Annotated in this window: 25 protein-coding genes; 5 read left to right on the top strand and 20 right to left on the bottom strand. The window is 27.1% G+C overall.

The window, feature by feature from the left end:
- Positions 1–132: 132 nt before the first annotated feature.
- From ACBT_RS03115 to rpsL, 15 genes are all read right to left on the bottom strand, one after another.
- On the bottom strand, positions 133–885 hold the full coding sequence (locus tag ACBT_RS03115; protein ID WP_024775529.1) for a pseudouridine synthase family protein: 753 nt from the start codon (positions 883–885) through the stop codon (positions 133–135).
- Entirely contained in the window at positions 876–2,024 is a 1,149-nt protein-coding gene (gene waaA / locus ACBT_RS03110; RefSeq protein ID WP_024775530.1) for a lipid IV(A) 3-deoxy-D-manno-octulosonic acid transferase, read from the bottom strand. Before waaA ends, ACBT_RS03115 begins: the two co-directional genes overlap by 10 nt.
- Before the next feature lies 1 nt (position 2,025).
- Entirely contained in the window at positions 2,026–2,754 is a 729-nt protein-coding gene (locus ACBT_RS03105) for a zinc ribbon domain-containing protein (RefSeq protein ID WP_024775531.1), read from the bottom strand.
- Positions 2,747–3,502: a Nif3-like dinuclear metal center hexameric protein gene (locus ACBT_RS03100; RefSeq protein WP_024775532.1), complete on the bottom strand. Its 756-nt coding sequence runs from the start codon at positions 3,500–3,502 to the stop codon at positions 2,747–2,749. The genes ACBT_RS03105 and ACBT_RS03100 overlap by 8 nt, the downstream gene beginning before the upstream one ends.
- 1 nt (position 3,503) lies before the next feature.
- Positions 3,504–4,388 (bottom strand): glycine--tRNA ligase subunit alpha, encoded by an 885-nt coding sequence (glyQ, locus tag ACBT_RS03095; protein ID WP_024775533.1) that lies wholly within the window; start codon positions 4,386–4,388, stop codon positions 3,504–3,506.
- 1 nt (position 4,389) lies between these two features.
- Positions 4,390–4,620, bottom strand: a complete 231-nt coding sequence (locus ACBT_RS03090) for a glutaredoxin domain-containing protein (protein WP_024775534.1) — start codon at positions 4,618–4,620, stop codon at positions 4,390–4,392.
- The gene (gene purE, locus ACBT_RS03085; protein WP_024775535.1) at positions 4,620–5,114 is read right to left on the bottom strand and encodes a 5-(carboxyamino)imidazole ribonucleotide mutase; all 495 of its coding nucleotides are present in this window, start codon (positions 5,112–5,114) and stop codon (positions 4,620–4,622) included. Before purE ends, ACBT_RS03090 begins: the two co-directional genes overlap by 1 nt.
- Before the next feature lie 38 nt (positions 5,115–5,152).
- Positions 5,153–6,409 (bottom strand): hypothetical protein, encoded by a 1,257-nt coding sequence (locus ACBT_RS03080; RefSeq protein WP_024775536.1) that lies wholly within the window; start codon positions 6,407–6,409, stop codon positions 5,153–5,155.
- 11 nt (positions 6,410–6,420) lie between these two features.
- The gene (locus ACBT_RS03075; RefSeq protein WP_024775537.1) at positions 6,421–7,710 is read right to left on the bottom strand and encodes a peptidase U32 family protein; all 1,290 of its coding nucleotides are present in this window, start codon (positions 7,708–7,710) and stop codon (positions 6,421–6,423) included.
- Between the two features lie 109 nt (positions 7,711–7,819).
- The gene (locus ACBT_RS03070) at positions 7,820–10,699 is read right to left on the bottom strand and encodes a methyl-accepting chemotaxis protein (RefSeq protein ID WP_024775538.1); all 2,880 of its coding nucleotides are present in this window, start codon (positions 10,697–10,699) and stop codon (positions 7,820–7,822) included.
- A 66-nt stretch (positions 10,700–10,765) separates the two neighbouring features.
- A complete protein-coding gene (locus tag ACBT_RS03065) occupies positions 10,766–12,295 on the bottom strand; it encodes an AAA family ATPase (RefSeq protein ID WP_024775539.1) in 1,530 nt (509 codons plus the stop codon).
- Between the two features lies 1 nt (position 12,296).
- Positions 12,297–13,163, bottom strand: a complete 867-nt coding sequence (locus tag ACBT_RS03060) for an NAD(+)/NADH kinase (RefSeq protein WP_024775540.1) — start codon at positions 13,161–13,163, stop codon at positions 12,297–12,299.
- Positions 13,164–13,282: 119 nt separating this feature from the next.
- Complete coding sequence (gene fusA, locus ACBT_RS03055) at positions 13,283–15,391, bottom strand: elongation factor G (protein WP_024775541.1); 2,109 nt, start codon at positions 15,389–15,391, stop codon at positions 13,283–13,285.
- A gap of 9 nt (positions 15,392–15,400) precedes the next feature.
- A complete protein-coding gene (gene rpsG, locus ACBT_RS03050) occupies positions 15,401–15,868 on the bottom strand; it encodes a 30S ribosomal protein S7 (protein ID WP_024775542.1) in 468 nt (155 codons plus the stop codon).
- Between the two features lie 15 nt (positions 15,869–15,883).
- The gene (gene rpsL / locus ACBT_RS03045; protein WP_024775543.1) at positions 15,884–16,264 is read right to left on the bottom strand and encodes a 30S ribosomal protein S12; all 381 of its coding nucleotides are present in this window, start codon (positions 16,262–16,264) and stop codon (positions 15,884–15,886) included.
- Positions 16,265–16,480: 216 nt separating this feature from the next.
- Between rpsL and ACBT_RS03040 the strand changes: the two genes are divergently transcribed.
- Positions 16,481–17,242 carry an alpha/beta fold hydrolase gene (locus tag ACBT_RS03040; RefSeq protein ID WP_024775544.1) on the top strand — a complete coding sequence of 254 codons (762 nt, stop codon included), beginning with the start codon at positions 16,481–16,483 and terminating at the stop codon, positions 17,240–17,242.
- Between the two features lie 71 nt (positions 17,243–17,313).
- A complete protein-coding gene (locus ACBT_RS03035) occupies positions 17,314–18,459 on the top strand; it encodes an MFS transporter (RefSeq protein WP_024775545.1) in 1,146 nt (381 codons plus the stop codon).
- A gap of 59 nt (positions 18,460–18,518) precedes the next feature.
- On the opposite strand, the gene ACBT_RS03030 is transcribed toward ACBT_RS03035, so the two are convergent.
- Entirely contained in the window at positions 18,519–18,902 is a 384-nt protein-coding gene (locus ACBT_RS03030; protein ID WP_034218690.1) for a PAS domain-containing protein, read from the bottom strand.
- A gap of 217 nt (positions 18,903–19,119) precedes the next feature.
- On the opposite strand from ACBT_RS03030, the gene ACBT_RS03025 reads away from it, so the two are divergent.
- Positions 19,120–19,674, top strand: a complete 555-nt coding sequence (locus tag ACBT_RS03025) for a gamma-glutamylcyclotransferase (RefSeq protein ID WP_024775547.1) — start codon at positions 19,120–19,122, stop codon at positions 19,672–19,674.
- A 9-nt stretch (positions 19,675–19,683) separates the two neighbouring features.
- Positions 19,684–21,897: a phosphatidylinositol phosphate kinase family protein gene (locus ACBT_RS03020; RefSeq protein ID WP_024775548.1), complete on the top strand. Its 2,214-nt coding sequence runs from the start codon at positions 19,684–19,686 to the stop codon at positions 21,895–21,897.
- Positions 21,898–21,918: 21 nt separating this feature from the next.
- On the opposite strand, the gene dmeF is transcribed toward ACBT_RS03020, so the two are convergent.
- Positions 21,919–22,839, bottom strand: coding sequence for a CDF family Co(II)/Ni(II) efflux transporter DmeF (dmeF, locus tag ACBT_RS03015; RefSeq protein WP_024775549.1), 921 nt, complete (start codon positions 22,837–22,839; stop codon positions 21,919–21,921).
- Positions 22,840–22,927: 88 nt separating this feature from the next.
- Between dmeF and ACBT_RS03010 the strand changes: the two genes are divergently transcribed.
- Positions 22,928–23,482: a manganese efflux pump MntP gene (locus tag ACBT_RS03010; protein ID WP_024775550.1), complete on the top strand. Its 555-nt coding sequence runs from the start codon at positions 22,928–22,930 to the stop codon at positions 23,480–23,482.
- Positions 23,483–23,532: 50 nt separating this feature from the next.
- On the opposite strand, the gene trxA is transcribed toward ACBT_RS03010, so the two are convergent.
- The 3 genes from trxA to ACBT_RS02995 form a co-directional block, all read right to left on the bottom strand.
- On the bottom strand, positions 23,533–23,850 hold the full coding sequence (trxA, locus tag ACBT_RS03005) for a thioredoxin (protein WP_024775551.1): 318 nt from the start codon (positions 23,848–23,850) through the stop codon (positions 23,533–23,535).
- Positions 23,851–23,863: 13 nt separating this feature from the next.
- Positions 23,864–24,460 carry a peroxiredoxin gene (locus ACBT_RS03000; RefSeq protein WP_024774623.1) on the bottom strand — a complete coding sequence of 199 codons (597 nt, stop codon included), beginning with the start codon at positions 24,458–24,460 and terminating at the stop codon, positions 23,864–23,866.
- 149 nt (positions 24,461–24,609) lie between these two features.
- Positions 24,610–26,595, bottom strand: a complete 1,986-nt coding sequence (locus ACBT_RS02995) for a methyl-accepting chemotaxis protein (protein ID WP_024775552.1) — start codon at positions 26,593–26,595, stop codon at positions 24,610–24,612.
- Positions 26,596–26,764: the final 169 nt, after the last annotated feature.

Genomic DNA, 26,764 nt, shown 5'->3' with positions numbered 1-26,764 from the left:
TTTATTTTTGGATTTTATTTAAATTATACTTTAAAATAGATTAATCAATATCATCATTTTAAGTTTTGTTTTAGCTTATTTTTTTCTCGAAAGCCCTTTAAAATGAGCTTTTGCTTTCTAAACAACTTAATATTAGCTAAAATCATATACTTTAAATTCTTTTGGTTCTTTTGCTTCAAAAGTATAATCAAAGATTTTTGTAATTTTAGAATGTAATAAAACTCTATTTACATTTGAAGCTGTTCTTCCATAAATAGCATCTCCAATTATAGGTAAACCTACAGAATTCAAATGAACTCTAATTTGATGAGTTCTTCCACTTTCTATCACAAGTTTTATTTTTGATTTATTTCCCTCTACTAAAAGTGGATAAACAGTTGTTTTTGCACTTTTCCCATTTTTATCAATTTTTGATTTTGCTACACCTTTATCTTTTATAGTAATAATAGGTTTATCAATAACTATTTCTTCAATAACTTTACCTTCAACAATTGCTACATATTCTTTATAAACTCTATTTTGTGCAAATTCTTTAATAGCTTTTTTCTGAAAATCTTCATTTTTTGCAAACATCATAACACCACTTGTTTCTTTATCAAGTCTATTTAAAAGTATTGCATTTTTAAAAGTTTTTGCAACTTCATCAGCAGTAATAAATGCTGGTTTATCAACAACTAAAATATTATCATCTTCAAAAATAACTTTTGTTTTTGCTAGTTCTTTTACGTTAAATTTTGTATCTGTTCTAATTTCTCCCCTAGCAATCATAACTTTTTTATCACCAACTTTTACTAATCCTCTATCAATCAAATCTTTTGCTTTAGCATTAGAAATTTTTTCCTGAATTGCTAAAAGTTTATAAGCTTTATCATATTCTACAGCCATTTTTTCATCTCCTTAATTATAGGTTCAAATGAACCTTCTTTTGTTAATTCTGGTTTTAAAAGAGTACCCGCTTTTTTTAAATACTCTTTTAATTCATAATTTTCTATTAAATAATAATTTTTTATACACTCAAAAAGTGATTTTTGATTAAAAATATTTTTTCCACTAATTATCACATTTCCAAAATAAGCAGGTTCAATTGGATTATGTCCCCCTACTTTAGCAAATGCTCCACCTAAAATAGTAATATCACTTATTGCATAAATATCATTTAAAATCCCCATTTTATCAATTAAAACAATATCACTGCTAAAATCTTCTTTAATACTATATTTGTGATAGGAAATATTCTTACCTTTGATATAATTTTTAATTAACTCATCAACTTTTAAAAATCTTTCAGGATGCCTAGGAACAATTATTAGTTTCCCAAACTCTTTATTAAAAGCAGACAATATTAATTCTTCTTCACCTTCATGGGTACTTGCAGCAGTTATTACTATACCATCAGGTTTTTCAAAGTTCTGCTTTTTTTGTGGAAGTTGAGCTAATTTTATATTTCCAATAACCTCAACATCCTTTGCACCTAATTGTAAAAGTCTTATTTTATCAATTTCACTTTGTGCAAAAACCTTATCTATATTTGAAAATATCTTTTTATAAAAAAATCTAAATCTTAAATATGATTTATAAGATTTATCAGAAATTCTTGCATTTATAAGTAAGGTTTTTGCACCTTTTTTCTTAGCAACTAAAAATAGCATATACCAAAGTTCAGCTTCCATAACTACTAAAACTTTTTGTTTAGTTATCCAAAATGGTAGGAAGAATTCAAAAGGCAAAAATCTCACATTTGAACTAATACTTTTTGCTTCATCAAAACCAGTATTTGTAATTACACTAATATTGGCTTCATCTTCAAACTCTTTTATTAATGGTTTAATTGCTCTTACTTCACCCATAGAACAAGAATGAAACCAAACACCATTTAAATCAAATTTTGGGTTATTTCTTAAAAAAAACTTTGCAGGAATAGCTAGCTTATATTTTTTAGTTCTTGACTTATATAATAAATATGGAATAAAAAGTATATAAATTAGAATTAAAATAAAATTATAAAAAAGAGCAAAGAGGCTCAAATTAAGCCTCTGTTGTAACTGTTTCTTCTTCACCTTTATAAAGAATTCTTCCACAGTGAAGACAATTTACAATTTCTTCTCCTCTTAAAACTTCAGCATAAGTTTTATCATTTATTTTCATAAAACATCCGTAACACGCTTGTTTTTTTACAGGAACTACCGCAGTATCTTTTGCCCATCTTTTTATTTTTTCATAGAAAGTTAAAATTTTGTTATCAAATTGACTTAATAATTCGCTTCTTTTTGCATAAACTTCATTTCTTTCATTATTAATTTGAGCAATTGTATCTTCAACAACAACTCTAATCTCTTTAATATCTTCTTCTTCTACTTTTAATTTTTCTTGAAATTCTTTTAATTTTTCTTCTTTAGCAGCAGTTAATTTATCAAGTCTTTCAATCTCTTCATTTGCAAAGCTAACTTGCTCTTTAGCAATCTCTTCTTCTAATTGTAAAGCTTTTAACTCTTTTTCATTTGTTACATCTTTATTTTTTTTAGCAATTGAGTCTAATTTTGTTTTTAATTCACTCAAGTGAATATTATTTTTTGTTCTTTTTGATTTTAAATCATCAATTTCTAAATATGTTGAGTTAATACCTACTTTTATAGCTTCAGCTGTCTCAACAAAAGTTGCTAACTTTGCTTTTTGATTTTCAATTTTTGGTTCAAATTGACTAATACTTGTATCATACTTTGATAACTTTATTAAATCCTCTAAATACTTATTCAATGTTTTCTCCTTCTATAAAAAACTCAAATGGATTTTTTGAAGCTGTTATTATAGCTTTTAATTTATTTTTTTTCAAATACTCTTTTAATAGTTCTTCTAAAAGTATATTAAAGTAGTTTTCACTCTCATAATGTCTAATATCAATTAAAGACAAACCTCTAGCTTTTGCTTCCATAGCATCATGATATTTTATATCACCTGTTATAAAACAATCTGTATCAACTGCATCAATTAAACTCATTGCAGAACCTGTACAAATCGATAAAGTTTTAATATACTCTTTTATTTTTACAAACTTTATATGTTTTAAATTTAATCTTTTGTTTAAATGCTTTAAAAGATCATCAAAACTCATATCAACACTGCAATTTGCAATAAACTCATTTTGATTTTCTATTTTAAATCCTAGAATTTCTTCTGTTACAAATCTATTTAAATGTGTTTTATCTATATTTGTATGCATAGAAATTAAAGAGATATCTTTTTTTATAAGCTCTTTTAAAATTTTTGAAGAGTATGTATCATAGTTTACTTTTTTTAATCCACTAAAAATCAATGGATGATGAGTAATTACTAAAGAATTTTCTTTTAAATTTTTTACTAACTCTAAATCTAAATCCATACTCAAATACAAGTTTTCAAAAGTATCATTCATATTTCCTACAATAAGTCCTGAATTATCCCATTTTTCTTGAAGTTCAAATGGGCTAAAAGAATTCAAAAACTCGTAGATATCTCTTATTTTCAAATTATAATCTTCCTACTCTTTTAAGTCTTGATTCTTCCTGTTCTTTATACATAACAGCACAAGCTTGTGCAAGTTCACGTACTTTTAAAATGTAATTTTGTCTTTCAGTTACACTTATTGCTTTTCTAGCATCTAATGTATTAAAAGCATGACTTGCTACCATACATTGATCATATGCAGGAAGCGGAAGATTTGCTTCTAAACAAGCTTTACATTCATTAAACGCTTCTTCAAAATCTCTAAATAATTTAGTTGTATTTGCTACTTCAAAATTATACTTAGAAAATTGATATTCTCCTTCTTTATGAACATCTGCATATGTTGTTTTTCCAAATTTATTTTCATTCCAAACTATATCAAAAACAGTATCAACACCTTGTAGATACATAGCAAGTCTTTCTGTTCCATAAGTTATCTCTACAGCAACAGGATCACAAGCCAAACCTCCAACTTGTTGGAAATATGTAAATTGTGTAACTTCCATGCCATCAAGCCAAACTTCCCATCCTAATCCCCAAGCTCCTAAAGTTGGTGATTCCCAGTTGTCTTCTACAAATCTAATATCATGCTTTTTTAAATCCAAACCTAAATATTCTAAAGATTGTAAATATAAATCTTGAATATTTTCTAAACTTGGTTTTATTAATACTTGAAACTGATAATAGCTTCCTAATCTATTTGGGTTTTCACCATATCTTCCATCTGTTGGTCTTCTTGAAGGTGCAACATAAGCAACACTCCAAGGAGTGCTATCTAAACTTCTTAAAAGTGTAGCTGGATGAAAAGTTCCAGCCCCTGCTGGAATATCATATGGTTGAACAATATTACACCCTTCTTTTGCCCAAAACTCTTGAAGTTTTAATAACATTTGTGAAAAAGTAAGCATTTTATTTTATTCCTAACTCTTTATTTATTTTTTCTTTGTCAAAACCACAAATCCAACTATTTCCAATTAGAATAACTGGAGCACCGGAACATCTTTTTTGACAATCTTTTAAAGCACTAGCATTTTTTGTTAAATCAATTTGATTAAATTTTAGTTTTTTACTTTTTAAGTAGATAATGGCCTCTTTGCACCATTTACAATTAGGTAGTGTAAATAGTGCAATTGGCTTCATTATAGAATTACTTCAATATCTTTAGAATCACTCTCAACAGCTTTAGCTTTAACCATTCTATCTTCTTTTAATTTAACAGCTAAATCTTTATCACTAATTGCTAAGATTTGCATTGCTAAATAAGCAGCATTTATAGCTCCAGCTTTTCCAAGTGCTACAGTAGCAACAGGCATACCTGCAGGCATTTGAACAGTTGAAAGCATAGCATCCATACCATCCATTGCACCACCTTTCATAGGTACTCCAATGATTGGTTTAGTTGTAGTTGCTGCTAATGCTCCTGCTAAGTGTGCTGCCATTCCAGCTGCTGCTATGAAAGCAATTGCACCTTTTTCTTCAGCTTCTTTTACATACTCTTTAGTTCTTTCAGGACTTCTGTGAGCAGAAGATATAATTAACTCATATTTAACATTGAATTGTTCAAAAGTATCAGCACAATTTTTCATAATTTCATAATCAGATTTACTACCCATTATTATCGAAACGAATTTCATTTTTTTACCTTTATAATTTTTTAAATTCGCAGATTATATCAAATTTTTTCTAATAACTTTATAATCTTCGAAACTTTCAAACTTCTCCAGGCTTCTAACTTGTAGATTGTTAATACTTCATTTTCATAAATAAATTTTGATAAATTTTTTGATTGATCTTTTAAATAAATAGAATTATTATATTTATAATATTTACTTATCTCTTCAAAATTATCTTCAACAAAAAAAGTAATCGTTGGAATCATAAAAGCATCACATATATGAAAAGCTGATGTATTTGTAGTTATTACTTTATCCATACAAGAGATAATATATATAAAATCATTTATTGTTCTAGAATCTTTTGATAAGTCTAATAGATTATCAGCTTTAATTTTTAAATCAATTTGAAGAGTAGTTACAACAGTATAATCTTCCAATTTTAAAAGAAGTTCTTTTAATAAATCAATAGCTATTATTTGTGGAATTGATTTATTTATATTTGCACTGTAAGGATGGAAAAGTAAAAGTTTTCCTCTACTTTTTGCTTCAGAAATTTTATTCTTTAAGCCTGAATCTATATTAAAATGTTTTGTTTCCAAAGAGTTATATTTTTCTTCTGGACTAATTTTTTTGTAATTAATTCCAAATTTATAAAGCCAAGCATCAACATAATTTAAATCTAAAAGTTTAGTAAAATCAACACTATTATCAATAAAATAATCATATTCACAAAGCTGTTTTGTAGTTATACTTAAAGGTAAAATATCATTCAAATAATCTTGTGTTTTATATATATCTTTATCCCTAGTAAAATAACTATTATTTGAAGCATTAATATATATATCAATTTTTACACTTTTAAATATTTCACTTAGTTTTTGATGCAAAATTCTTAAAGCAGTACAAGACGCAATAGTTTTACCAATACCCGTAGACATTCCACCAATTATTGCAACTTTTATATTATCTTTATTTGTATATTTTACTTGTTTATATAAATCAACAGCATCTAAATTAATAAACTCTTCTGCTCTTTGATTTTTATCTCTGTTAAATTCATTTTTTGTTGAAATCCCAAGCTCAATTGGGAAATCTTTATTTGATCTTACATTATCTTCATTTAAGATTTTTGTGAAATATTTGCTTTTATCTATTCTTCCAAAAACTGCATTTAAATCACAATAATCATCATAAGTAGAAATATAAACTGTTTCATTAGGTAAACTAGCCGGTGCTTTAAATCTGAAATACTTCACTAAAGAACCATCTGTTGTTTTTATATTTATATTATTTGTAACTCTAAAGAAAATCATTTTACTGTAACTTAATCAATATTTGTCTCTGTATTTTCTATCCTAAACATTGTTAAATATGGCAATTTACAAGGAAGTTTTATTTTATTCACATTTCCACTGTGAACGCTTTCTAACTCTTTATTTGTATCTGTTAAAATCTTTTTAAAGTTTATATAATAAAGTCCATCTTCTTTTTTGAACACTTTTCCTATTTCATTATCACACTCTTGTAAAACTGTATTATGGGGAGTAAAAATTTCTATATCTTCATTTGGATAAACTTTGTATTTACAATAAAAATGTTCTTCATCTTCTGTTACAAGACCAGTTACTTCGTAACTTCCTTTACTTAAAGCATAATCATGATTTTGAGAATCTACTTTTTCAAATGGTCTATGAATTAAATAAGCATCAGTAAAGCCTCTATTTTTTGTAGTATGTAACTCTCTTTGGTATTTCTCAGGTTCAAATTTTCCATCATAATAATCATCAATAGCTTCTCTATAAGCTTTTGCTGTAACTGCAGCATAATATGGAGATTTTGTTCTTCCTTCTATTTTTAAACTATCAACTGCACCACTATCTAAAATTTCTTTTATGTGAGAAGCTAAATTCATATCTTTTGAATTAAAAATATATGTTCCAACTCCTGGCTCTTCTTCAAGTCTAAATAGTGTTCCATGATCATCATTTCCTGCATAAAGAGTATACTCAAATCTGCAATCATTTGCACAACTTCCTCTATTTGGAACTCTTCCCATTTGAACAGCACTAATTAAACATCTTCCTGAATAAGCAAAACACATAGAACCATGAACAAAAATCTCTATTTCCATATCTGGAAGATATTTTTTTATTTCAACTACATCTTTTAATGATATCTCTCTTGCTACAACTATTCTTCTAACTCCCATATCCCAATAAACTTTTGCATCAAGATAATTTAAAACGTTTGCTTGAGTTGATAAATGAATATCAATTTCTGGTGCTATTTCTCTACATAATTGTACTACACCTGGTGCAGCAACTATGAAAGCATCTGGTTTTAAAGCCGCCATTGTTGCTATATGTTTTTTTAATAATTCTATCTGAGAGTTAAAAGGAAAACCATTTATTGTTGCATATACCTTTTTACCTCTAGCATGTGCATATTCTATTCCTTCTTTAAAAGTTTCAAATGTAAACTCTTTTGATGCTCTTATTCTTAAACTAAAATGGCTAACACCTGCATAAACAGCATCTGCTCCATAATTTATAGCTATTTTCAATTTTTCTAAATTTCCAGCTGGGCTAAGCAACTCAACTTTTTGCTTACTCATAAAATTCCTTTGATTATTTTTATATATTTTTATTTAAATTAAGTGTAGATTATATCTATTTTTTAATAAATGTTTTGTTTGTGAATATTTTGTAGAATAAGTGTAGAGCTTAAAAGCTCTCCCACTCATCATCATTTGTTTTTGAAGCTATAACTTTAGTAGTTTTTTCTTGAGGTTTCAACTCTATTTTAGAAGATTTTATCTCAATATTTTGTTTGTTTTCTATAGTTGGTTTTGAAAAATTATTTTGTTCAAGTATATTATCTTTTTTTAATTGATCTAAAGATTTAAATACTTCAAAAGTTGCTTGATCAAGCTCTTTAGATAAAGTATTTAATAATTCATTATCTACATTGTCTTTACAATCTTCATTTATATATTTTTGAACACTGTTATGAACTATTTCATGATTTACTTTTAGATCTTTCCAGTTTTGAGTTTTTGTAAATGGATTATTTAAGCTCTCTTGCTCTGCTATCCATTTTCCTAAATCACAATCAGTTGGTTTAGTAACAGTCCATGCAGTTTTTGTTTGCCCTACTTTATCAAAATTTACAAGTTTAAATCTAATATGATCATTTTTTAATTTTGAAACTTTAAATACTAAATCTATATCTTCTATCTCTTTATGACTAAATTCTTTAAATTTTGCTCTATCAGCAATTTTTAGAAGATTTGTAGATAAATTCGCAACTTCACTTGCTAAATCACTAATTACTGTAGCTTGATTTGCATTTACTTGAGTAGCTTTATCCAAAATATTTATAGTATCATTTATTTGAATAATTCCTTTTTCTTCTTCTTTGCTACCTTGAGATACATCTTCAATTAGATTTATTGTTTCATTAATTTTTGCATTTAATGTTGAATAACCATTTATCATCTCATTTGCAATATCTTTACCTTCATTTGCTTTTGAAGTTGCAATCTCAACAATATTTTTAATATCTTTTGCAGCTTCCGCACTTCTAGCTGCTAGATTTCTTACCTCTTGTGCAACTACTGCAAATCCTTTTCCAGCTTCTCCTGCAGTTGCAGCTTCAACAGCTGCATTTAATGAAAGAATATTTGTTTGGAAAGCAATTTGGTCAATTATGCTTATTGCTTCATTTATTGATCTTACTTGCTTATCAATCTCTTCCATTGCATAATTTGTCTTAGTAGCAAGAGACTCCCCTTCCATCGAAGATTGTTGTAAATGCTTAGCTAAAGTTGACATCTGAGTTGTTTTTTGAACACTTGATTTTACAATAGACGTAATCTCTTCTATTGCAGCCGCTGTCTCTTCTAACGAAGCAGCTTGCTCATTTGCTGAAGCAGATAATCTATTTGCTGCTTGAGATAGAGTATTTGTATCTTCATTTAACTGTCTACCACTTCCAACAATCATAGATAAGAATTCTGAAACTGTAACTCCAATTAACTGCGTACTAGCAGCTAAAGAAGAAATAATTCCATTAACTTTTGATGTATCAATTTTTGAATCACCAATAGAAAAGTTTGAATTACCATATTCAATCAATATGTTATTTAATCCAACTAAGTTTTGGTTTGTTCTTTCAATCATCGTATTTATAGAATCTCTTAATTTTCTAATTTGAGGATTTGAAGAATTTTGTTCAACTTTATAAACATAGAAACCATTTATTACTTTTTCAATTACTTCTTCAACATTAGCAATAACTTTAGAATCCTCTATATATCCTTCTTTTAATGATGCAATATAACTATTGAAACTATCAACAACTTTACCTATCTCATCATTTGATTTTTTTTCAATATGATCAGTTTCACCATCAGCATTTTTGATTTTTATAATCGCTTCATCTAAATCTTCTAAAGGTCTAATCAAAGTTTGTTTTATAAAAATATTATAAACTATTGAAGCAATAATTATTGATATTAAAGTAAAAATAGCAATACTAAAGATTATTGTATTTATCTCTTTTGCAGTATTATCTTCCATTGAAGCTATTTGAGTTTCAATGTCATCAACATAGGCACCTGTTCCAATTATCCAATCCCATGGTCCAAATTTTTGTACATATGAAAATTTAGCTTTTGGATCATTTGGTTTATTTGGTTTATCCCAATAATATTTTACAAGTCCACCCTCAGATTTTGCATTTGCAACTTTTACCATTTCAACAAAAAGTTTTGTACCATACGGATCTACATAAGAACTCAAGTCTGAACCATTTAATTTTTGATTCATTGGATGCATTATCATTTTTGGATTAGAATCATTTATCCAGAAATAGTCATTATTAGCATATCTCATTTCTGAAATTGTCTTTAGTGCTTCTTCTTGAATTTTTGCTGTCAAGTTATCAACATACTCTCCAGTACCGATAACCCAATTATATGGTTTAAAAAGCTTTACAAAAGATACTTTTTCTTGTGGTTTATCAAATCCTGGTTTTGGCCATACATAGTCAACAAATCCTTCTTTACTTTTCTTTGCTAAATCAGCAAATTCTTTAAAAATTTGTTTTCCATTTGGGTCTTTATAATCATGCATATTTTGATTGTTAAGTTTTTGATTTATTGGATGCACTAAAACAACAGCATCAAAATCATTTATCCAGAAATATCCTGTTTTACCATATCTTGTAGCGTTTACAATAGATTTTAATCTATCTTTTAAAGCTTCTTCAGAAAGAGAATTCTTATTTCTTTCATACTCTGCCTCTAATATAGAAAACAAAAAATTAGTCTGTTTTACAAGTTCTTCTTGAACTTCTAGTTTAAGTTTATCAGTAGATGTTCTAGAATGATAAGCTTCAACAGTTTTTATCGCCAAAGATACATAATTTTGTAACTCTTGCTCTTTTTTTGCGTAAGCCTCTTTTTTATAACTTTCAATACTCTCATTTGAAAAACTCTTAATTGAGTATATTGCATCAACTGCTATTGCAAATGATATAGCAATTATGGTAACAAATGATAGGATTAAAACTTTCGATTTTAATGACAAGTTTTTAAACATCGTTTCTCCAGATTTTTTGGTCGTTTCTCATTATAGCGAAAAATAGGAGAAAGATATATTTGATTATTATTTCAGAAGATTTTTTGCAAATTCTATAGCCTCATTTGTTACACTTTCACCACTAATCATTCTTGCAATTTCAATTATTTTTTCACTACTATTTAATAATTTTACAGTCGAAACTCCATCTTTTTTATCAACTAAAAAATGCTGATTTGCACTTGATGTTAATTGAGGTTGATGTGAAATTGCAAAAATTTGATAATTTTTACTAAGAGATATTAATACTTTTGATATTGCATCACTCTCTTTTCCACTTAAATTTGCATCAATTTCATCTAAAAACAGAACTCCATTTTCTCCAATATCAAACTCTGAAATAGCACTTAAAAGAGCAAGCCTAAGTCTATTATACTCACCAGAACTAATAGTATCAAGAGAAACTTCATTTAACTCAAATAATATTTCATCCATTCCTGTAAAATCTAACTCTTTGTTAATTAAATCTATTTTTGCATTATTTAAATATAAAAACTTTAAATAATAATTAATCTTATCTTCTAATAAAAGCAAGCTACTTTTTCTAAACTCGCTGATTTGTTGAGCTATATTTTGAATTTCAATTTCTAATGAAGAGAACTCTTTTTCTAAACGAGTTTTAGAAAAAGATATATTCATATAAGATTCTAACTCTAATTTCTTTTCTTCTTTATATTCTAAAGCTTCTTTAATCGAACCAAATCTCTTTTGTAAACTAGATATTTTTTCAATTCTATTTAAAACTTCCTCAATATTTATATCGTCAAGCTCATTTAAACTATCACTTGATTTTTCAAAAATATTATTTAGTTCATTCATAGCTTCATCAAAAAATGTAGAATCTATTTCTAAAAGCTGTAATAAATCAGTAACGCTATTATTTAATTCAAAAATTGTACTTGCTCTATTCATAGCTTTTTCTATTTTTTCTTTTTTTGCTAAAGATTTTTTTATAGAATTTAGTTTTTCATATTCATCCTCTTTTGGATCAATATCCTCTATTTTTTTTATCTCAAATTTTACAAAATCTTTTAAATCTTCTATTTTTTTTTCATCTTCGTATAGTTTATTTAACTCTTTTTTTATACTAGAAAACTCTTTAAATTTATCATCAAATAATTTTTTTATATTTTTGAATTCTATACTGTTTTTTGAAGATAACCTATCTAAAAACTCTATTATTCTTTGACTTTCAAAATCACTAGTATCTTTTAAATTTAATTGTTTTATCAACTTCGAAGAGATGTTTTGTAAATTCTTTTTTGATATTGATTGATTATTTAAAAAATATCTTACTTTCTCTTTTTTGATGTTTTTTATGATTAAATCATCACCAATTTCAATTCCATATGTAAAATCTTCTAAACTATTATTTGTAAATTCAAGTTCACTTAATTCACTTTTTACATCATTAAAAGCAAATAATGCTAAAATCTCTTGCATTAAAACAGATTTTCCTGCTCCACTAGGACCACTGAAAATATTCAAACCTTTTTGAAACTCTAGATTTACTTCTTTAAAACTAAGACAATTTTTAATATAAATTCTATTAATCAAACTAATTTCCCCATCTTAATTTTTCACTTAAAACTTCAAAAAAATCTCTACTACTTCTATGTAGCATTTTTGATTTTTTTGTAGCTATTTTTATTTTTATAATTTCATCTTTATTTAAATCATATAATTCTTGTCCATCAATAATTACAACTGCTCCTGTATTTTTTGTAACTTTAAATTCAATTTCAAAATCAGCAGGTACAACTATTGGTCTTTGAGTTAGTGAATGCGGTGCTATTGGAGTTATTATAAAAGCATTTGTTAGTGGATAGACTATTGGTCCACCAACAGATAAATTATAGGCAGTTGAACCACTAGGTGTTGAAACAATAAGTCCATCTCCAAAATATGTATTAAAAGCTTTTTTATCAATTTTTGCTCTAACTTCAAGCATAGTTGAAAGATTTTTTCTAGATATTACAATATCATTAAAAGCTATAAATTTTTTATCTTTTATTTGCCCTTCAATTATCATTCTAGGATTAATTTTATAATCATCTTTTACTAAGTCATCGATAAATTTTGGAAGTTGTTCCATACTTAAATCTGTTAAAAAACCTAATGTTCCTAGATTTATTCCTAAAACTGGCAAATCATACTTAAAAGCTTTTCTTGCTAATCCTAAAAGAGTTCCATCTCCTCCAATACTTATTAAGAAATCTACTTTTTTACACAAAGTATCAAAATCAATTCCTTGTTTTTCTATCATATTAGCAGAGTTTTCTTCAAGTATTAAATTTATATTTTTTTCTAAAAACATAGCTTCAATTTTAAAATATACATTTTTCAACTCTGGACTTTGTGGTCTAAGAATCACTCCAATATTTTCGATTTTATCTAAGTGTTTACAACTTCTTTCTAATCTCAATACTTCCTCTTTATTAATAAACTTATATAAAAAATCATTTTAGTAGATTAATTATATAAATCTAATAAAAAAAGGGACATGCACTAGCACATCCCTTTCTAATAAAAATCTAAAATGGATTAACCATTTCTTTTTTTCATAATCTCTTCAGATACATTTCTAGGAACTTCTTGGTAAGAGTCAAATATCATAGAATATGTTGCTCTTCCTTGAGACATAGATCTTAAATCTGTTGAATATCCGAACATTTCAGATAATGGAATCATTGCAGTAACAAGTTTGATACCTGCTCTGTCATCCATAGATTGAACTTGTCCTCTTCTTTTGTTACAGTCACCAATAACATCTCCCATATAATCTTCAGGAGTTTCAATTTCAACTTTCATCATTGGCTCAAGTAAAACTGCACCTGCAGCTGCACTTCTACACCCTTGTTTGAATCCCATTGAAGCAGCTAATTTAAATGCCATCTCAGATGAATCCACTTCATGGTAGCTTCCATCATAAAGAGTAACTTCGATATCAACCATTGGATAACCTGCAAGAATACCACCTTGCATAGCTTCAAATGCACCTTTTTCAACAGCTGGAATATACTCTTTTGGTACAACCCCACCTTTAATATCATTATTGAATTTAAATGTTGGCTCACTACCTGCTGGTAATGGTTTAATCTCTAAGTAAACATGTCCATATTGACCTTTACCTCCAGATTGTTTTGCATATTTATACTCTTGCTTAACAGCATTTCTGATAGTTTCTCTATATGCAACTTGTGGAGCACCTACTTCAGCCTCAACTTTAAATTCTCTTTTCATTCTATCTACAAGAATTTCAAGGTGTAATTCACCCATTCCTGCAATAATAGTTTGTCCAGTTTCTTCATCAGTCCATACTTTAAATGATGGATCCTCTTCAGCAAGTTTACCTAATGCAATACCCATTTTCTCTTGATCAGCTTTTGTTTTTGGCTCAACCGCAACAGAGATAACTGGTTCTGGGAAATCCATTCTTTCTAGAATAACTGGATCTTTTTCACTTGCTAATGTATCACCTGTAATTGTATCTTTAAGACCAACAACTGCACCAATTTCTCCAGCATAAAGTTCTTTAACTTCTTCTCTAGAGTTAGCATGCATTTTTAATAATCTTCCTATTCTCTCTTTTTTCATTTTTGTAGAGTTTAATACGTAAGTTCCAGACTCTAGAACTCCTCTATAAATTCTTGTAAATGTTAATTGTCCAACGAATGGGTCAGTCATAATTTTGAATGCTAAAGCAGCTACTTCACCTTTATCAGTTGAAGGAACGATTACAGCTTCACCATCTTGAGTTTCACCTTTAATATCAGCAACTTCAGTTGGTGATGGTAAATACATAGCAACAGCATCAAGTAATGGTTGGATACCTTTGTTTTTAAATGAAGTTCCACAAACCATTGGAGTTACTTCCATAGCTAAACATCTTTTTTTGATTCCAGCTGTGATTTCTTCCTCAGTTAATTCTTCTCCACCTAAATATTTATCCATTAATTCATCACTTGATTCAGCAGCAGCTTCTACAAGCTTTTCTCTGTATTCATTAGCTAATTCAACTAAATCAGCAGGAATTTCTTCTATTTTATACATTTCACCAGCTTGTGCATCTAGGTTATATGTATAAGCTTTCATTTTTACTAAATCTACCATTCCTCTAAATTGATCTTCTGCACCAATTGGAATTTGAAGTGGAACCGGATTTGCTTTTAATCTATCTCTTACTTGGTTCATAACATTAAAGAAGTTAGCTCCAGTTCTATCCATTTTATTTACATAAATAATTCTTGGAACTCCATACTTATTTGCTTGTCTCCAAACAGTTTCAGATTGTGGTTGAACTCCACCAACTGAACAGAATACAGCAACAGCACCATCAAGAACCCTCATAGATCTCTCAACTTCAATTGTAAAGTCAACGTGACCCGGAGTGTCAATGATATTTATTTGTAATTGCTCATTTGTTTTTGGATGTGTCCAGAAACAAGTTGTAGCAGCAGAAGTAATTGTAATACCTCTTTCTTGCTCTTGTTCCATCCAGTCCATTGTTGCAGCACCTTCATGAACTTCTCCAATTTTATGAGAAACTCCTGTATAGAATAAAATTCTTTCAGTACTTGTTGTTTTTCCTGCATCAATATGTGCAGCAATACCAATATTTCTAACTCTATTTAAAGGTACTTTTCTTGCCATAACTATATCCTACCATCTGTAGTGTGCAAATGCTTTATTAGCTTCTGCCATTCTATGTACATCTTCTTTTTTCTTAAAAGAAGCTCCTCTTTCGTTTGCAGCTTCGAATAGCTCATTTGCTAATCTTTCTACCATTGTTCTTTCATTTCTTTTTCTTGAAGCATCAATTAGCCATCTTAATGCTAGAGTTTGTCTTCTTACAGCTCTAACTTCAACAGGAACTTGGTATGTAGCTCCTCCAACTCTTCTACTTCTAACTTCTAAAAGAGGTTTAACATTTTCAATTGCTTTTTCAAAAAGATCAAAACCTTTTTCTTCACCTCTTTTATCAAGGTTATCAATTGCACCATAAAGGATTTTTTCTGCAACAGATTTTTTACCATCTAACATAATTGCGTTTACAAATTTTGTGATCACTTTACTATTGTAGATAGGATCAGCCATTATTTCTCTAACTGGAGCTTTTCTTCTTCTCATTTTCTATCCTTCTACTTATTTTTTAGCTTTTGGTCTTTTTGTACCATATTTAGATCTAGATACAGTTCTGTTATTTACACCAGCTGAATCTAACGCACCTCTTACAATGTGGTATTTAACCCCAGGTAAATCTTTTACTCTTCCCCCTCTTACTAGCACGATTGAGTGCTCTTGAAGGTTATGTCCTTCTCCACCGATGTATGAAATTACTTCAAATCCTGTAGTTAATCTAACTTTTGCAACTTTTCTTAAAGCCGAGTTAGGTTTTTTAGGAGTTGTTGTATATACTCTTGTACATACTCCTCTTCTTTGTGGACATTTTTTTAATGCTGGTGATTTTGATTTTTCAATCACTTTTTTTCGCTCATTTCTTACAAGCTGATTAATTGTAGGCATTTCTTTCCTTTATAAAATTTGGTTTGAGTAGCTATAGCCCTACTCATGCTTCTCGTAAACTTCAAAACATATTTGAAACGATACTACCATTCTAGGAAACCTGTTGTAGTGTTTTCTAAAAAAGTTTTGCATTATACCTAGTTTTTTTTAAAATATCCTTTATTATAATCTTCTTAGTTCTTTTTCAATAAAATCTAAAAAATGTTAAGGAATTAAATGGAAATTTTAACTTACAAGAAATTTGGAAATGGGAAAAAAAATATTATATTTTTACATGAGTTAATGGGTGATTCTTCAAATTATGAAGCTTGTATAAATTATTTTGACAAAGAAATTTTTAGTTGTTTTATGGTTGATTTAAGAGGATATGGAAACTCAAAAAGTATTTTAGGAAAATATAATTTAGAAGAATCTATAAGTGATATTATTAATTTAGCATCTTTTTTACAATTAAAAAAATATATATTAGTTGCTCACTCTATGTCTACAATGATAGCTCAACATATAGCAAGTAAAGATGTTAGAGTAAATAAACTAATTTTAATTACTCCAATTAGCTATTTGGGTTTAAAAAGTACTACAAAAGCTAAAGAAAATCTACTTTTACAAATGAAAAAAAATAGTGGAAAGATTGAAGAAATTGTAGAACAATCAAGTCAAAGATATAATAATTCATGGAAAAAATACCGTATAAATTTAGCATATAATTGCTCTTTACTAGAAGCTAGAGTGTCTTATATGAATATGTATTTAAATATAAATTTTAATTTAAATAATGATAACAAACTTAAAATTGATATTCCAATAAAAATAATTACAGGTAAATATGATTTTCCTGTTTTTTCAAAGTCTGAAGTTTCAAAATGTTTCGAAATCTTTAATGATGTTGAAATTATAGAGTGTCAAGAAGCTGGACACTATCCAATGATAGAATGTCCTATTTTTTTCGCATCTAAAATAGAGTTTTGGTCTATATAAAAATTTGTTATTACTTTAGCTTTAGCTTTTTTCAATAGAATTGCAAACTAAAATCTAAAATAAGGTAAATTATGACAAAACAATTATTGCCTTTGGCTATTGGTGGATTAGCTATTGGAACAACTGAATTTATTATTATGGGACTTTTACCTGATGTAGCAAAAGATTTGGGAGTATCTATTCCAGTAGCTGGTCATTTAATATCTGCCTATGCATTTGGAGTTGTTGTAGGGGCTCCTATTTTAGTAGCTCTAAGTTCAAAATTTCCACCTAAAAATATTTTAATAGTTTATATGATTTTATTCACACTATTTAATGCTTTATCAATAGTAGCGCCTGATTATAACACTCTTTTGATGTCAAGATTTCTTGCTGGCCTTCCTCATGGTGCTTTCTTTGGTGTTGGAACAATTGTTGCAATTAAATTAGCAACAAAAGGCAAAGAGGCTCAAGCAGTTTCGTCCATGTTTACAGGTCTTACTCTTGCCATACTTTTTGTTGTTCCTATTTTAACTTATATAGGACATATAACAAGCTACAAATGGGCATTTTTTGCTGTCTCATTTTTAGGTGCAATTACTGTTTTATCATTATTTAAATTTATGCCAAAATTAAAATCTCTTAAAACTGTAACATTTAAAGAAGAAATTGAATTTTTTCTTACATTTAAAGCTTGGAATATTATATTAATTGTAGCAATTGGTTTTGGTGGACTTTTTGCATGGTTTAGTTATATTGCCCCATTACTTATAAATGTTTCAAAGTTTGATCCAAGTTCTATTTCATACCTAATGCTAATTGCTGGAATAGGAATGGTTTTAGGAAATATTCTTGGAGGTTATTTAGCAGATAAAAAAGACCCTATAAAAGTTGCTATTTATCTTCTATCGTTTATGGTTTTCTTTTTATTACTAGTATTTTTTCTAAGTGAAAATAAAACTATATCTTTAGTTTTAACTTTTATTTGTGGTGTTTTTGCTATGAGCATAGGAACTCCAATAAACATGGTAATGGTAAAAAATGCAAAAAATTCAGAAATGCTAGGAGCTGCTTTTATACAAGCTGCTTTTAATGTAGCAAACTCTTTGGGAGCTCTATTTGGAGGAATACCTTTACTGTTTGGATTTAACTATAATTATCCAGCTTTAGTTGGTGCTTTTATGGCATTTTTAGGAGCTATTTTATGCATGATATTTTATAAGAAGTATCATTCATAAATTATTTTATTGTTGATTTAACTTTAACCTCATCTTGGTTTAAGAATCATATTAAATTCTTAAACTAAAGTTTTATATAACGAAATAGCATTATTAATTTCATCATCAGTTGGCTTTATTCTAATAGAGACATATCTAAGTTCACCTTTACTATTTTTAGAAGGATAAGCAGTTGCATTTACCCAGTAGTATCTTCCATCTTTTGTTTTATTTTTAACTATTCCCTTCCAAACTTTACCACTTTTTATAGTTTCCCACAAGTCTTTAAATGCTACTTTTGGCATATCAGGATGTCTTACTAAATTGTGAGGTTTTCCAATCAACTCCTCTTTTTCATATCCAGCAATAGAACAAAAGTCACTATTTGCGTATATAATAATTCCTTTTGGATCTGTTTCTGAAACTATCATAGTATCCTTTGATAATTTAACCTCTTGACTCATTTACATTTCTCCCACATAAAGTTAATTAAATAACTAAATATTTAAATTATTTTTTATTAATTTATATTTATTCTAAATACAAAAATTACTATTTTATCAAAATATTTAGCATTTTTATTAAGATTCCAAATAATTATTTTTATCAGTTATAGACTTTTTGAGATAAATTTAATATTTTGATACAATAAAATTATTATTTTTCATCAGGAGATTTTTTATGTATTTGTTTGGATTTGGTTCATTAGTAAATATAAAAAGTGCTCAAAACTCATTTAAGAATAGAGAGCTAAAAAAAGAAGATTTAATTCCTATAAAAATTAAAGGCTATAAAAGAGTTTGGAACTCAATTGAATCTATTTGTTTTGAACAGGAGCTAGTAAATGGTATTTTTTTAAATATTAAAAAAGACGAAAAGTCTTCAATTTTTGGTGTTATGATTAAAATAACTGAAGAAGAATTTGAAATTTTAAAACTAAGAGAAAAGAATTATAGTTGCATAACTATCAAAAAAGAGTCCGTTATAAATCAAAAATTAGATGATGACCTAATTGCTTTTATGACAACAAAAGAAGATAAAATAGCAAAAATAGGAAAAGAAAATTGTTTTATTCCATCAAGATATATTGAAATTGTAAAAGAAGGTGTTGAAAATTTTCCTAAAGAATTCCAAGATAATTTTAATGAAATATTTAGTAATTTTCCTTTCCCAATAAAAGATGGAATTTACACTTTTAGTGATCCAGTTCAAAACAAAGCTGCAAAAAAAGGATAAAAAATCTTAATGAATAAAAATATTAACTGTTTTATTTGTACGTCAAAACTATCAAATAAAAAAAGAGAAAAGAAAGAAGAGAGTTCAATCTTTAAAGAAAAAAATGCATTAAATATAACATATTGTGAAAATGATTCTATAGAAAAATTTGAGGAAGATGTAAGTTCATTAATTGGTAAAAATAAAACTCTTTTATATTTTTTAAATAAAAAATTTATTCCTTTAACCATCTCTATTACTTCAGTTATTTTTATTATGATTGCATTTTTAACAATATCTATTTATGAAGATTTTTTAAAAAAAATGATACTTGAAACACCAAGTAGTTTTGAACTAAAAGATTATATATCTTTAGGATTTGTTATTTTTTTATTTTTATCACTTTTATTTATGCCTAAAATTTTAGATGCGGAAGGGAATGAATTAAAAAATCTTATCAACTCTTGGTTTAACAAAGAGATTAGAAAAGCAAAACGACTTAAACTAGCTTATTCAAATTTTGATAAAAAAATGGAAATTCATCTTTATAATTTTGATTTAGAAGATGAAAAACACTGGCTTTGGTCTATTTTCACTACTATGATTTTAAGTAGATTTACAAATATATATTTTTATATTAGAGGAGACAAGGTTGAAAGTGTTAAAAAAACTCTTGAAAATCTTGGTGCATTAAATATAAAAGTAATAAAAAATAATAAATTACAAAAAAGTTCAAATATTGATATTTTATTATCAAAAAAAGAACAAATTTTTTACTCTTTATTACAACTTTGTTCTACAATAGTTACCCAAAGTAAAGATAAAAAAATCTTTATATCTTTAGAACTTTTTGAATATTGTGGAAAAAATTTTATAAAATCTGATGATGATGAAAATCATCTAAGCTTTGGCTTTCAAAGCTTTATAAATAGAAGTTTTGAGGACTTTAACTTTTTATCTCAAGAAAAATCTCTACAAATATTTTTTACGAATAATGTAAATTTCAAAACGTTAAAGTCACAAAAAAAAGAATTAGCTCAATATCTAAGAAATCATCTTGAAGATTGCATTTCAAAATTTGAAAATCCAATTTCTCTTTTAATTTTATACTACTATGTAAAAGAGTTAGTTTTAGATGAAAAAAGAGTTATCAAAATACTAGAAAAACTTATAAGTTCAATAAAAGAAAAACAGCAATATGAATTAATCAACGATTATTGGTTTGAAATAGCCGGTTTTATGTTTGATTCAAATGATATAAATAGTTTTGAAAGTTCTGTAAAATCTTATTATAGAAAAATTTCGATTAGTACTCTAAATAATTTAGCATTTTTATTTGAAAGAAGCGGATATTTTGAGCAATCAATACTTTTAAACAAATACTTATATGAAATAAATCCAAACAAATATATTTTAAGTATCTGTTCACTATATGAAAGAATGGGTCAATTTGATTTAGCATATAATTCTCTTCCAAAAGAGTTGAATCTTGGAAAAAATGACAAACCTTTAGATATAGAAATAAGATATTACCAAAGAAAAGCTGCTTGGATAATAATTTCTCAAAGAAATGATAATTTAAAACGTGAAGCCATAGAGTCTTTAGAAAAATTAGAAAAACTACTTTTTTCTCACAATGAAGATAATAATCCTTTATGGCTATGGCATTTTTATAATATAAAAGCAAATCTTTGCGAATGGGAAGAAAATTATGATGAAGCTATAAACTTTTATAAAAAATGTTTAGCAATACCAGCTTTGGGTTCTTTTGAATATGGAGCAACTTTTGTGAATATGGCAATATCTTATAGATTTAAATATATTTTAGAAACAATTAAAAATGATGAAACTATAAATAAAGCTATAAATTTAGGGAAAATGGGTGTCTTTTTAAAAGAATCTGTTGGTGATAGAGATGAAATGCCAATTGTTTTACATAACTATGCTTTAAATATCTTATATAAAATTTCAAATAATTTTGATAAAAAACTTTGTAATAAAGTTTTACAAGTAACAAATGAAGCACTTGAAATTTTAGAACATACTAAATCTATAAAAAGACTAGGAATGGTTTTAATTGAAAACTTTATTGCAAAAAGTTTATTAAATATTGATACTAAAGATATTGTTCTAAAGCTTGAAAGAAATATTTCTATTTTTGGTAAAAATGAATTAGAACAAATGAAACATATTTACAATGAATTTTACAAAAATAAAAAAATAGAAGAACTAAATTTTTTATAAATATAGTTCTTCTATAAATATCTAAACGTCAGTATTTACAATCTCTACTGAAATATAGACTAATTCTTCATGAATTGAAAGCTCTTTTTTAATATAACCAATATCGATAAATTCTTCAGAACTTAAAGATACAATACAACCATATTTACCTTTTCCTACTCTAAAAATATGTAAATCTTCAATTCTTACTTTTTGATTTAATGAATTAATTACATCTATTACTTCTTGTACAACAGGATCTTTCATATTTGCATCTAAAAGTATTGTTCCTGATTGTTTAATAATTGATACTGCCCAAATAGATATCAAAATAGAAGCTACAATTCCCATAAATGGATCAAGCCAATTAATTCCCCAAAACATTCCAGCAACTAATGCAATAATTGCTAAAATTGAAGTTAAAGCATCTGTTAAAACATGAATATATGCTACCTTTAAATTAATATCTTCTAAGTGATGATGTTCGTGAGAATCTACATGATTATGATTATCTTTTAAAAGCCAAGCACAAATAATATTAACAACTAATCCAATAATAGCTATCCAAATGGCCTCTTTGTAAGCAATATTAACAGGAGACAAAATTCTCTCAACCGAATGAAAAGCCATAAATAAAGCTACTAATACAAGTAAAATTGCACTTGTATATCCAGCCAAAACTTCAATTTTATAAGTTCCAAAATTAAATCTAAAATCATTTGCATACTTACTTGATAAAACATAAGCTATAAAAGCCAATCCTAAAGCCAATGCATGTGTGCTCATATGCCAACCATCTGCTAAAAGAGCCATAGAATTATAATAATATCCACAAACTATCTCTACAATCATAGTTAAAAATGTCAAAATTGTTGCATATAAAGTATTTCTTTTCGAAATATTATTTGCCTCATCAAAATTATTAAAACTTCGGTTTTGTTTGATTGTATCTACTGTATTCATTTATTCTTCTTTAAATTTTTTTTGATACCATACCCCATTTACTTAAAACTTATCTTAAATAAAAAATTAATTTATAAAAAGGAAATAGATGATAGAAATATTATTATTGGCATTTGCTCTATCTATGGATGCTTTTGCCGTTTCAATTGGCCTTGGTGTTAAATCTCAAAACTTTAATAAATTTTTAGCTATTAAAGTAGCTTTATTATTTGGATTTTTTCAAGCTCTAATGCCACTTTTTGGTTATTTAGCGAGTATTGGTCTTGATACATTTATAACTTCAATTGATCACTGGATTGCATTTATTCTTCTAGTTATCATTGGTGGAAAAATGCTTTATGAGAGTTTCCAAGAAGGAACAGAAGATGAAATAACAATTATTACAAATAAAGTTCTTCTAATTTTAGCTGTAGCGACAAGTATAGATGCAATGGCTGCTGGATTTACTCTAAATCTTCTTGATTTAAATCCATTTATTTCAATGTTAATTATTGGAATAGTAACTTTAGTTTTTAGTTTCATTGGAGTATTTATAGGTACAAAAGGTGGTACTTTTCTTGAAGATAAGGCTGAAAAAATTGGTGGTGTGATATTAATAGGTATAGGATTAAAAATATTAATTGAACATCTATTTTTTCATTAATATTTAGCTTAAAGAAAAAGACAAGATATTATATATCTTGTCTTTTAAAATTATAAAAGAGAGTTTAATTTCTCTTCAATTTTAGCTTTTGTTGTAGCACCAATCATTTGATCTACAATTTCACCATTTTTAAAGAAAAGTATAGTAGGAATTGATCTTACTTGATATTTACTTGTTAAATCTGGCTCATCTTCTGTATTTACTTTACAAATTTTTGCTTTTCCTTCAAACTCTTCTGCTAATTGATCAATAGCTGGAGCAAGCATTCTACAAGGTCCACACCAAGGTGCCCAAAAGTCAACTAAAGCTACACCTTCTTTAACATTTTCATCCATATTTGTTTGGTTTAATTCTATATATTTCCCCATTTTATAACCTTTATTATAATTTACCTTCATTTTTAGCTAAGTAATTAGCTACACCATCTTTATCTGCTTTCATTCCTTCATCACCTTTTTGCCATCCTGCTGGGCACACTTCACCATATTCATTTGTAAACAACATCGCATCTACCATTCTAATCATCTCATCTACATTTCTTCCTAATGGTAAGTCATTAACTACTGCATGTCTTACTGTTCCATCTTTATCTATTAAGAAAGATCCTCTTAATGCAACAGACTCTCCAAATAAAACATCATAATCTTTTGCAATTTGTTTATTTAAGTCTGCTACCATTGGAAATTTAACTCTTCCAATTCCACCATTTTCAACTGCTGTCTCTCTCCATGCAAAGTGAGAGAATTGAGAATCTACTGAACAACCAATTACATTAATTCCTCTTGCTTTAAATTCATCTGTTCTTTTTGAGAATGCAATAATTTCTGATGGACATACGAATGTAAAGTCTAGTGGCCAGAAAAATAAGATTGCCCCTTTTTCTCCAATATTTTTATATAAGTTAAAATCTTCTACTATTGTTCCATCAGCTAACACTGCCGTTGCTGTAAAATCTGGTGCTTTTTTTGTTACTAACATATTCTATTCCTTTTTATTTAATTTTTTTATGGCGAAATTATATATATTTAATCTTAAATAATTATTAATAATCAATATTAAAGGATAAAAATTATCCAAAATATAAATTAATAAATATAAGACTTAGATAGTAAAAAATACTATCTAAATTAGAAATTCTCCCACTCATCATCAGATACTTTTGATACTATCTTTGTATCTTTCTTTACTATTGTTTCTTTTTTTACTGCTATATTGTTTTTTGTTTTTAAATTTTTTGCTTCTACTTCATTCTTCCCTATAAACTCTTTTGCATTTGCATTACTTACAACTAATTTTGCTATCTCATCTGTTACAATAGCTACTTCTTGTGTTTGAGATGCTATTTGTGCATTTTGTTGTGTTTGTTGGTCTAATCTTGTTATTGCATCATTTATTTGTTCAATTCCAAGAAGTTGTTCTTTACTTGACATCTCAACATCTTTAATTAAATTAATTGTATTTGTTATATTTTCATTTAATTTAACATATCCATTAATCATATTATTTGCTATCTCTTTACCATCATCTGCTTTTCTTGTTGCATTTTCAACTATTGTTTTTATCTCTTTTGCTGCTTCTGCACTTCTTGCTGCTAAATTTCTTACTTCTTGAGCAACAACTGCAAATCCTTTTCCAGCTTCTCCTGCTGTTGCTGCTTCTACTGCAGCGTTTAAAGATAATATATTTGTTTGGAAAGCTATTTGATCAATTACACTTATTGCATCATTAATTGCATTTACTTGATTATTTATTTCATCCATTGCAATTGTTGTTTGGTTAGCTAAATTTTCTCCTTCTTTTGAAGAACTTGTTACTTCATTTGAGTATCTTGCCATTTTTACTATATTTTCTGTGCTATTTCTAATACTTGAAGTAATTTGCTCAAGAACTGCTGCTGTCTCTTCAAGACTTGCTGCTGCTTCATTTGAGCTAATATTTAGTTTATCAACATTTGCAAGTAGGACATTTGAGTTTTTTTCTAAAGTTAAACCATTTGATTTGTTTTCTACTAACATATCATTAATAATTTGTGCTAAGTTATTTAAACCTTTTGCTACAACTCCATTATCATTTTGGATTCTAGCTCTAAAATCTAATTTAGAAAAACTATCTAACACAGTTGTTATTTTATTTATATCTTCACATACATTTTTAGCTGTATTTTCTAACATTTCATTAAAATTATTTTTTAATTCTTCTAAACTTTGATTTTGAGTTGTTTTATCAATTTTTTGATTCAATTTCCCTTTTTTTACTTCATTTACAACTCTTTTTACATCTTCAATTAATTCATTATCTTGAATTATTAAATTCTGAGTATGTTGAATATTTTTATTAATAACATTCGCCATTTTTCCAAATTCATCTTTTGAGTCAAGAGCTATTAAATTCGTAGAATTTTTTTCTTTATTTAAAAAAGAGAAAAACTCTTGTAATCCATTTTGAATAATATTTGCAGAGTTTGACAATTGTCTTGATATAAAATAAGCAACTAAAGATCCTAAAATTAATGAAATGATTAAAATAGAAATCATTAAAACTGAGAAATTACTAGCAACTTCTCTTGCTTGAGGTGTAGCTTTTTGATTTTTTGCTTCTTGATAATCAATGAACTCATTTATAACTTTTAACCAATTTGAGAATAATGGACTAGCTTCCTTTACAAGCAAATCTAGAGCTTTTTCATTATCTCCTGAAAGTTTAAGTTCAATAATTTTTTTAACTAAAGGCATAGTTTGTACTTCAACACCTTTAATTTTATTTAAAATTTCTACTTCTTTAGGCTCAATTCCTTCTTTTTTAGAGAAAATTTCATCCATTGGTTTTGCAGAATTTGTATAAAATTCTTCTAATTTTTTTATATCTTCTATAGATTTTTTAAATAAGACACTATTTTTATCTTCAGATAAAACAACATCTCTTATAGAGATAGCTCTATCATGAACACTTCCTCTAAAATTTATTGCGTATCTTTGTTTTACAGAATTTACTTCTACAACACTATAAAGAGTGTTATCAATAAATGAAACCCTATTTATTCCAATAACCGTCAGCATAATGATTAAAAAAATCATTAATCCAAAACCTGAATACAACTTCTGAGAAATACTCAATTTCGTCCTCCTACTAAATTTACTTATTTAAGATATTAATACAATTGTTCTTATTTATAAATTAACATTACAAGGTAGTCAAAAAGAAAGATAATTATTTATTTTATAAAGCCCAATTTAATGGGCTTATTTAAGTTATTTTTTTAGTTTTTTGGAAGTAATTTTACAG

The sequence above is a fragment of the Aliarcobacter cibarius genome (assembly GCF_013372265.1).
GTDB lineage: Bacteria > Campylobacterota > Campylobacteria > Campylobacterales > Arcobacteraceae > Aliarcobacter > Aliarcobacter cibarius.
This window is presented reverse-complemented; position numbering and strand designations above follow the sequence as displayed.

Bases quoted from the DNA above. Each gene is read 5' to 3' on its own strand.
- ACBT_RS03115 (WP_024775529.1), bottom strand. From the start codon at position 885: ATGGCTGTAGAATATGATAAAGCTTATAAACTTTTAGCAATTCAGGAA.
- glyQ (WP_024775533.1), bottom strand. From the start codon at position 4,388: ATGCTTACTTTTTCACAAATGTTATTAAAACTTCAAGAGTTTTGGGCA.
- ACBT_RS03090 (WP_024775534.1), bottom strand. From the start codon at position 4,620: ATGAAGCCAATTGCACTATTTACACTACCTAATTGTAAATGGTGCAAA.
- purE (WP_024775535.1), bottom strand. From the start codon at position 5,114: ATGAAATTCGTTTCGATAATAATGGGTAGTAAATCTGATTATGAAATT.
- ACBT_RS03080 (WP_024775536.1), bottom strand. From the start codon at position 6,409: ATGATTTTCTTTAGAGTTACAAATAATATAAATATAAAAACAACAGAT.
- ACBT_RS03075 (WP_024775537.1), bottom strand. From the start codon at position 7,710: ATGAGTAAGCAAAAAGTTGAGTTGCTTAGCCCAGCTGGAAATTTAGAA.
- ACBT_RS03070 (WP_024775538.1), bottom strand. From the start codon at position 10,699: ATGTTTAAAAACTTGTCATTAAAATCGAAAGTTTTAATCCTATCATTT.
- fusA (WP_024775541.1), bottom strand. From the start codon at position 15,391: ATGGCAAGAAAAGTACCTTTAAATAGAGTTAGAAATATTGGTATTGCT.
- rpsG (WP_024775542.1), bottom strand. From the start codon at position 15,868: ATGAGAAGAAGAAAAGCTCCAGTTAGAGAAATAATGGCTGATCCTATC.
- rpsL (WP_024775543.1), bottom strand. From the start codon at position 16,264: ATGCCTACAATTAATCAGCTTGTAAGAAATGAGCGAAAAAAAGTGATT.
- ACBT_RS03040 (WP_024775544.1), top strand. From the start codon at position 16,481: ATGGAAATTTTAACTTACAAGAAATTTGGAAATGGGAAAAAAAATATT.
- ACBT_RS03035 (WP_024775545.1), top strand. From the start codon at position 17,314: ATGACAAAACAATTATTGCCTTTGGCTATTGGTGGATTAGCTATTGGA.
- ACBT_RS03030 (WP_034218690.1), bottom strand. From the start codon at position 18,902: ATGAGTCAAGAGGTTAAATTATCAAAGGATACTATGATAGTTTCAGAA.
- ACBT_RS03025 (WP_024775547.1), top strand. From the start codon at position 19,120: ATGTATTTGTTTGGATTTGGTTCATTAGTAAATATAAAAAGTGCTCAA.
- ACBT_RS03020 (WP_024775548.1), top strand. From the start codon at position 19,684: ATGAATAAAAATATTAACTGTTTTATTTGTACGTCAAAACTATCAAAT.
- dmeF (WP_024775549.1), bottom strand. From the start codon at position 22,839: ATGAATACAGTAGATACAATCAAACAAAACCGAAGTTTTAATAATTTT.
- ACBT_RS03010 (WP_024775550.1), top strand. From the start codon at position 22,928: ATGATAGAAATATTATTATTGGCATTTGCTCTATCTATGGATGCTTTT.
- trxA (WP_024775551.1), bottom strand. From the start codon at position 23,850: ATGGGGAAATATATAGAATTAAACCAAACAAATATGGATGAAAATGTT.
- ACBT_RS03000 (WP_024774623.1), bottom strand. From the start codon at position 24,460: ATGTTAGTAACAAAAAAAGCACCAGATTTTACAGCAACGGCAGTGTTA.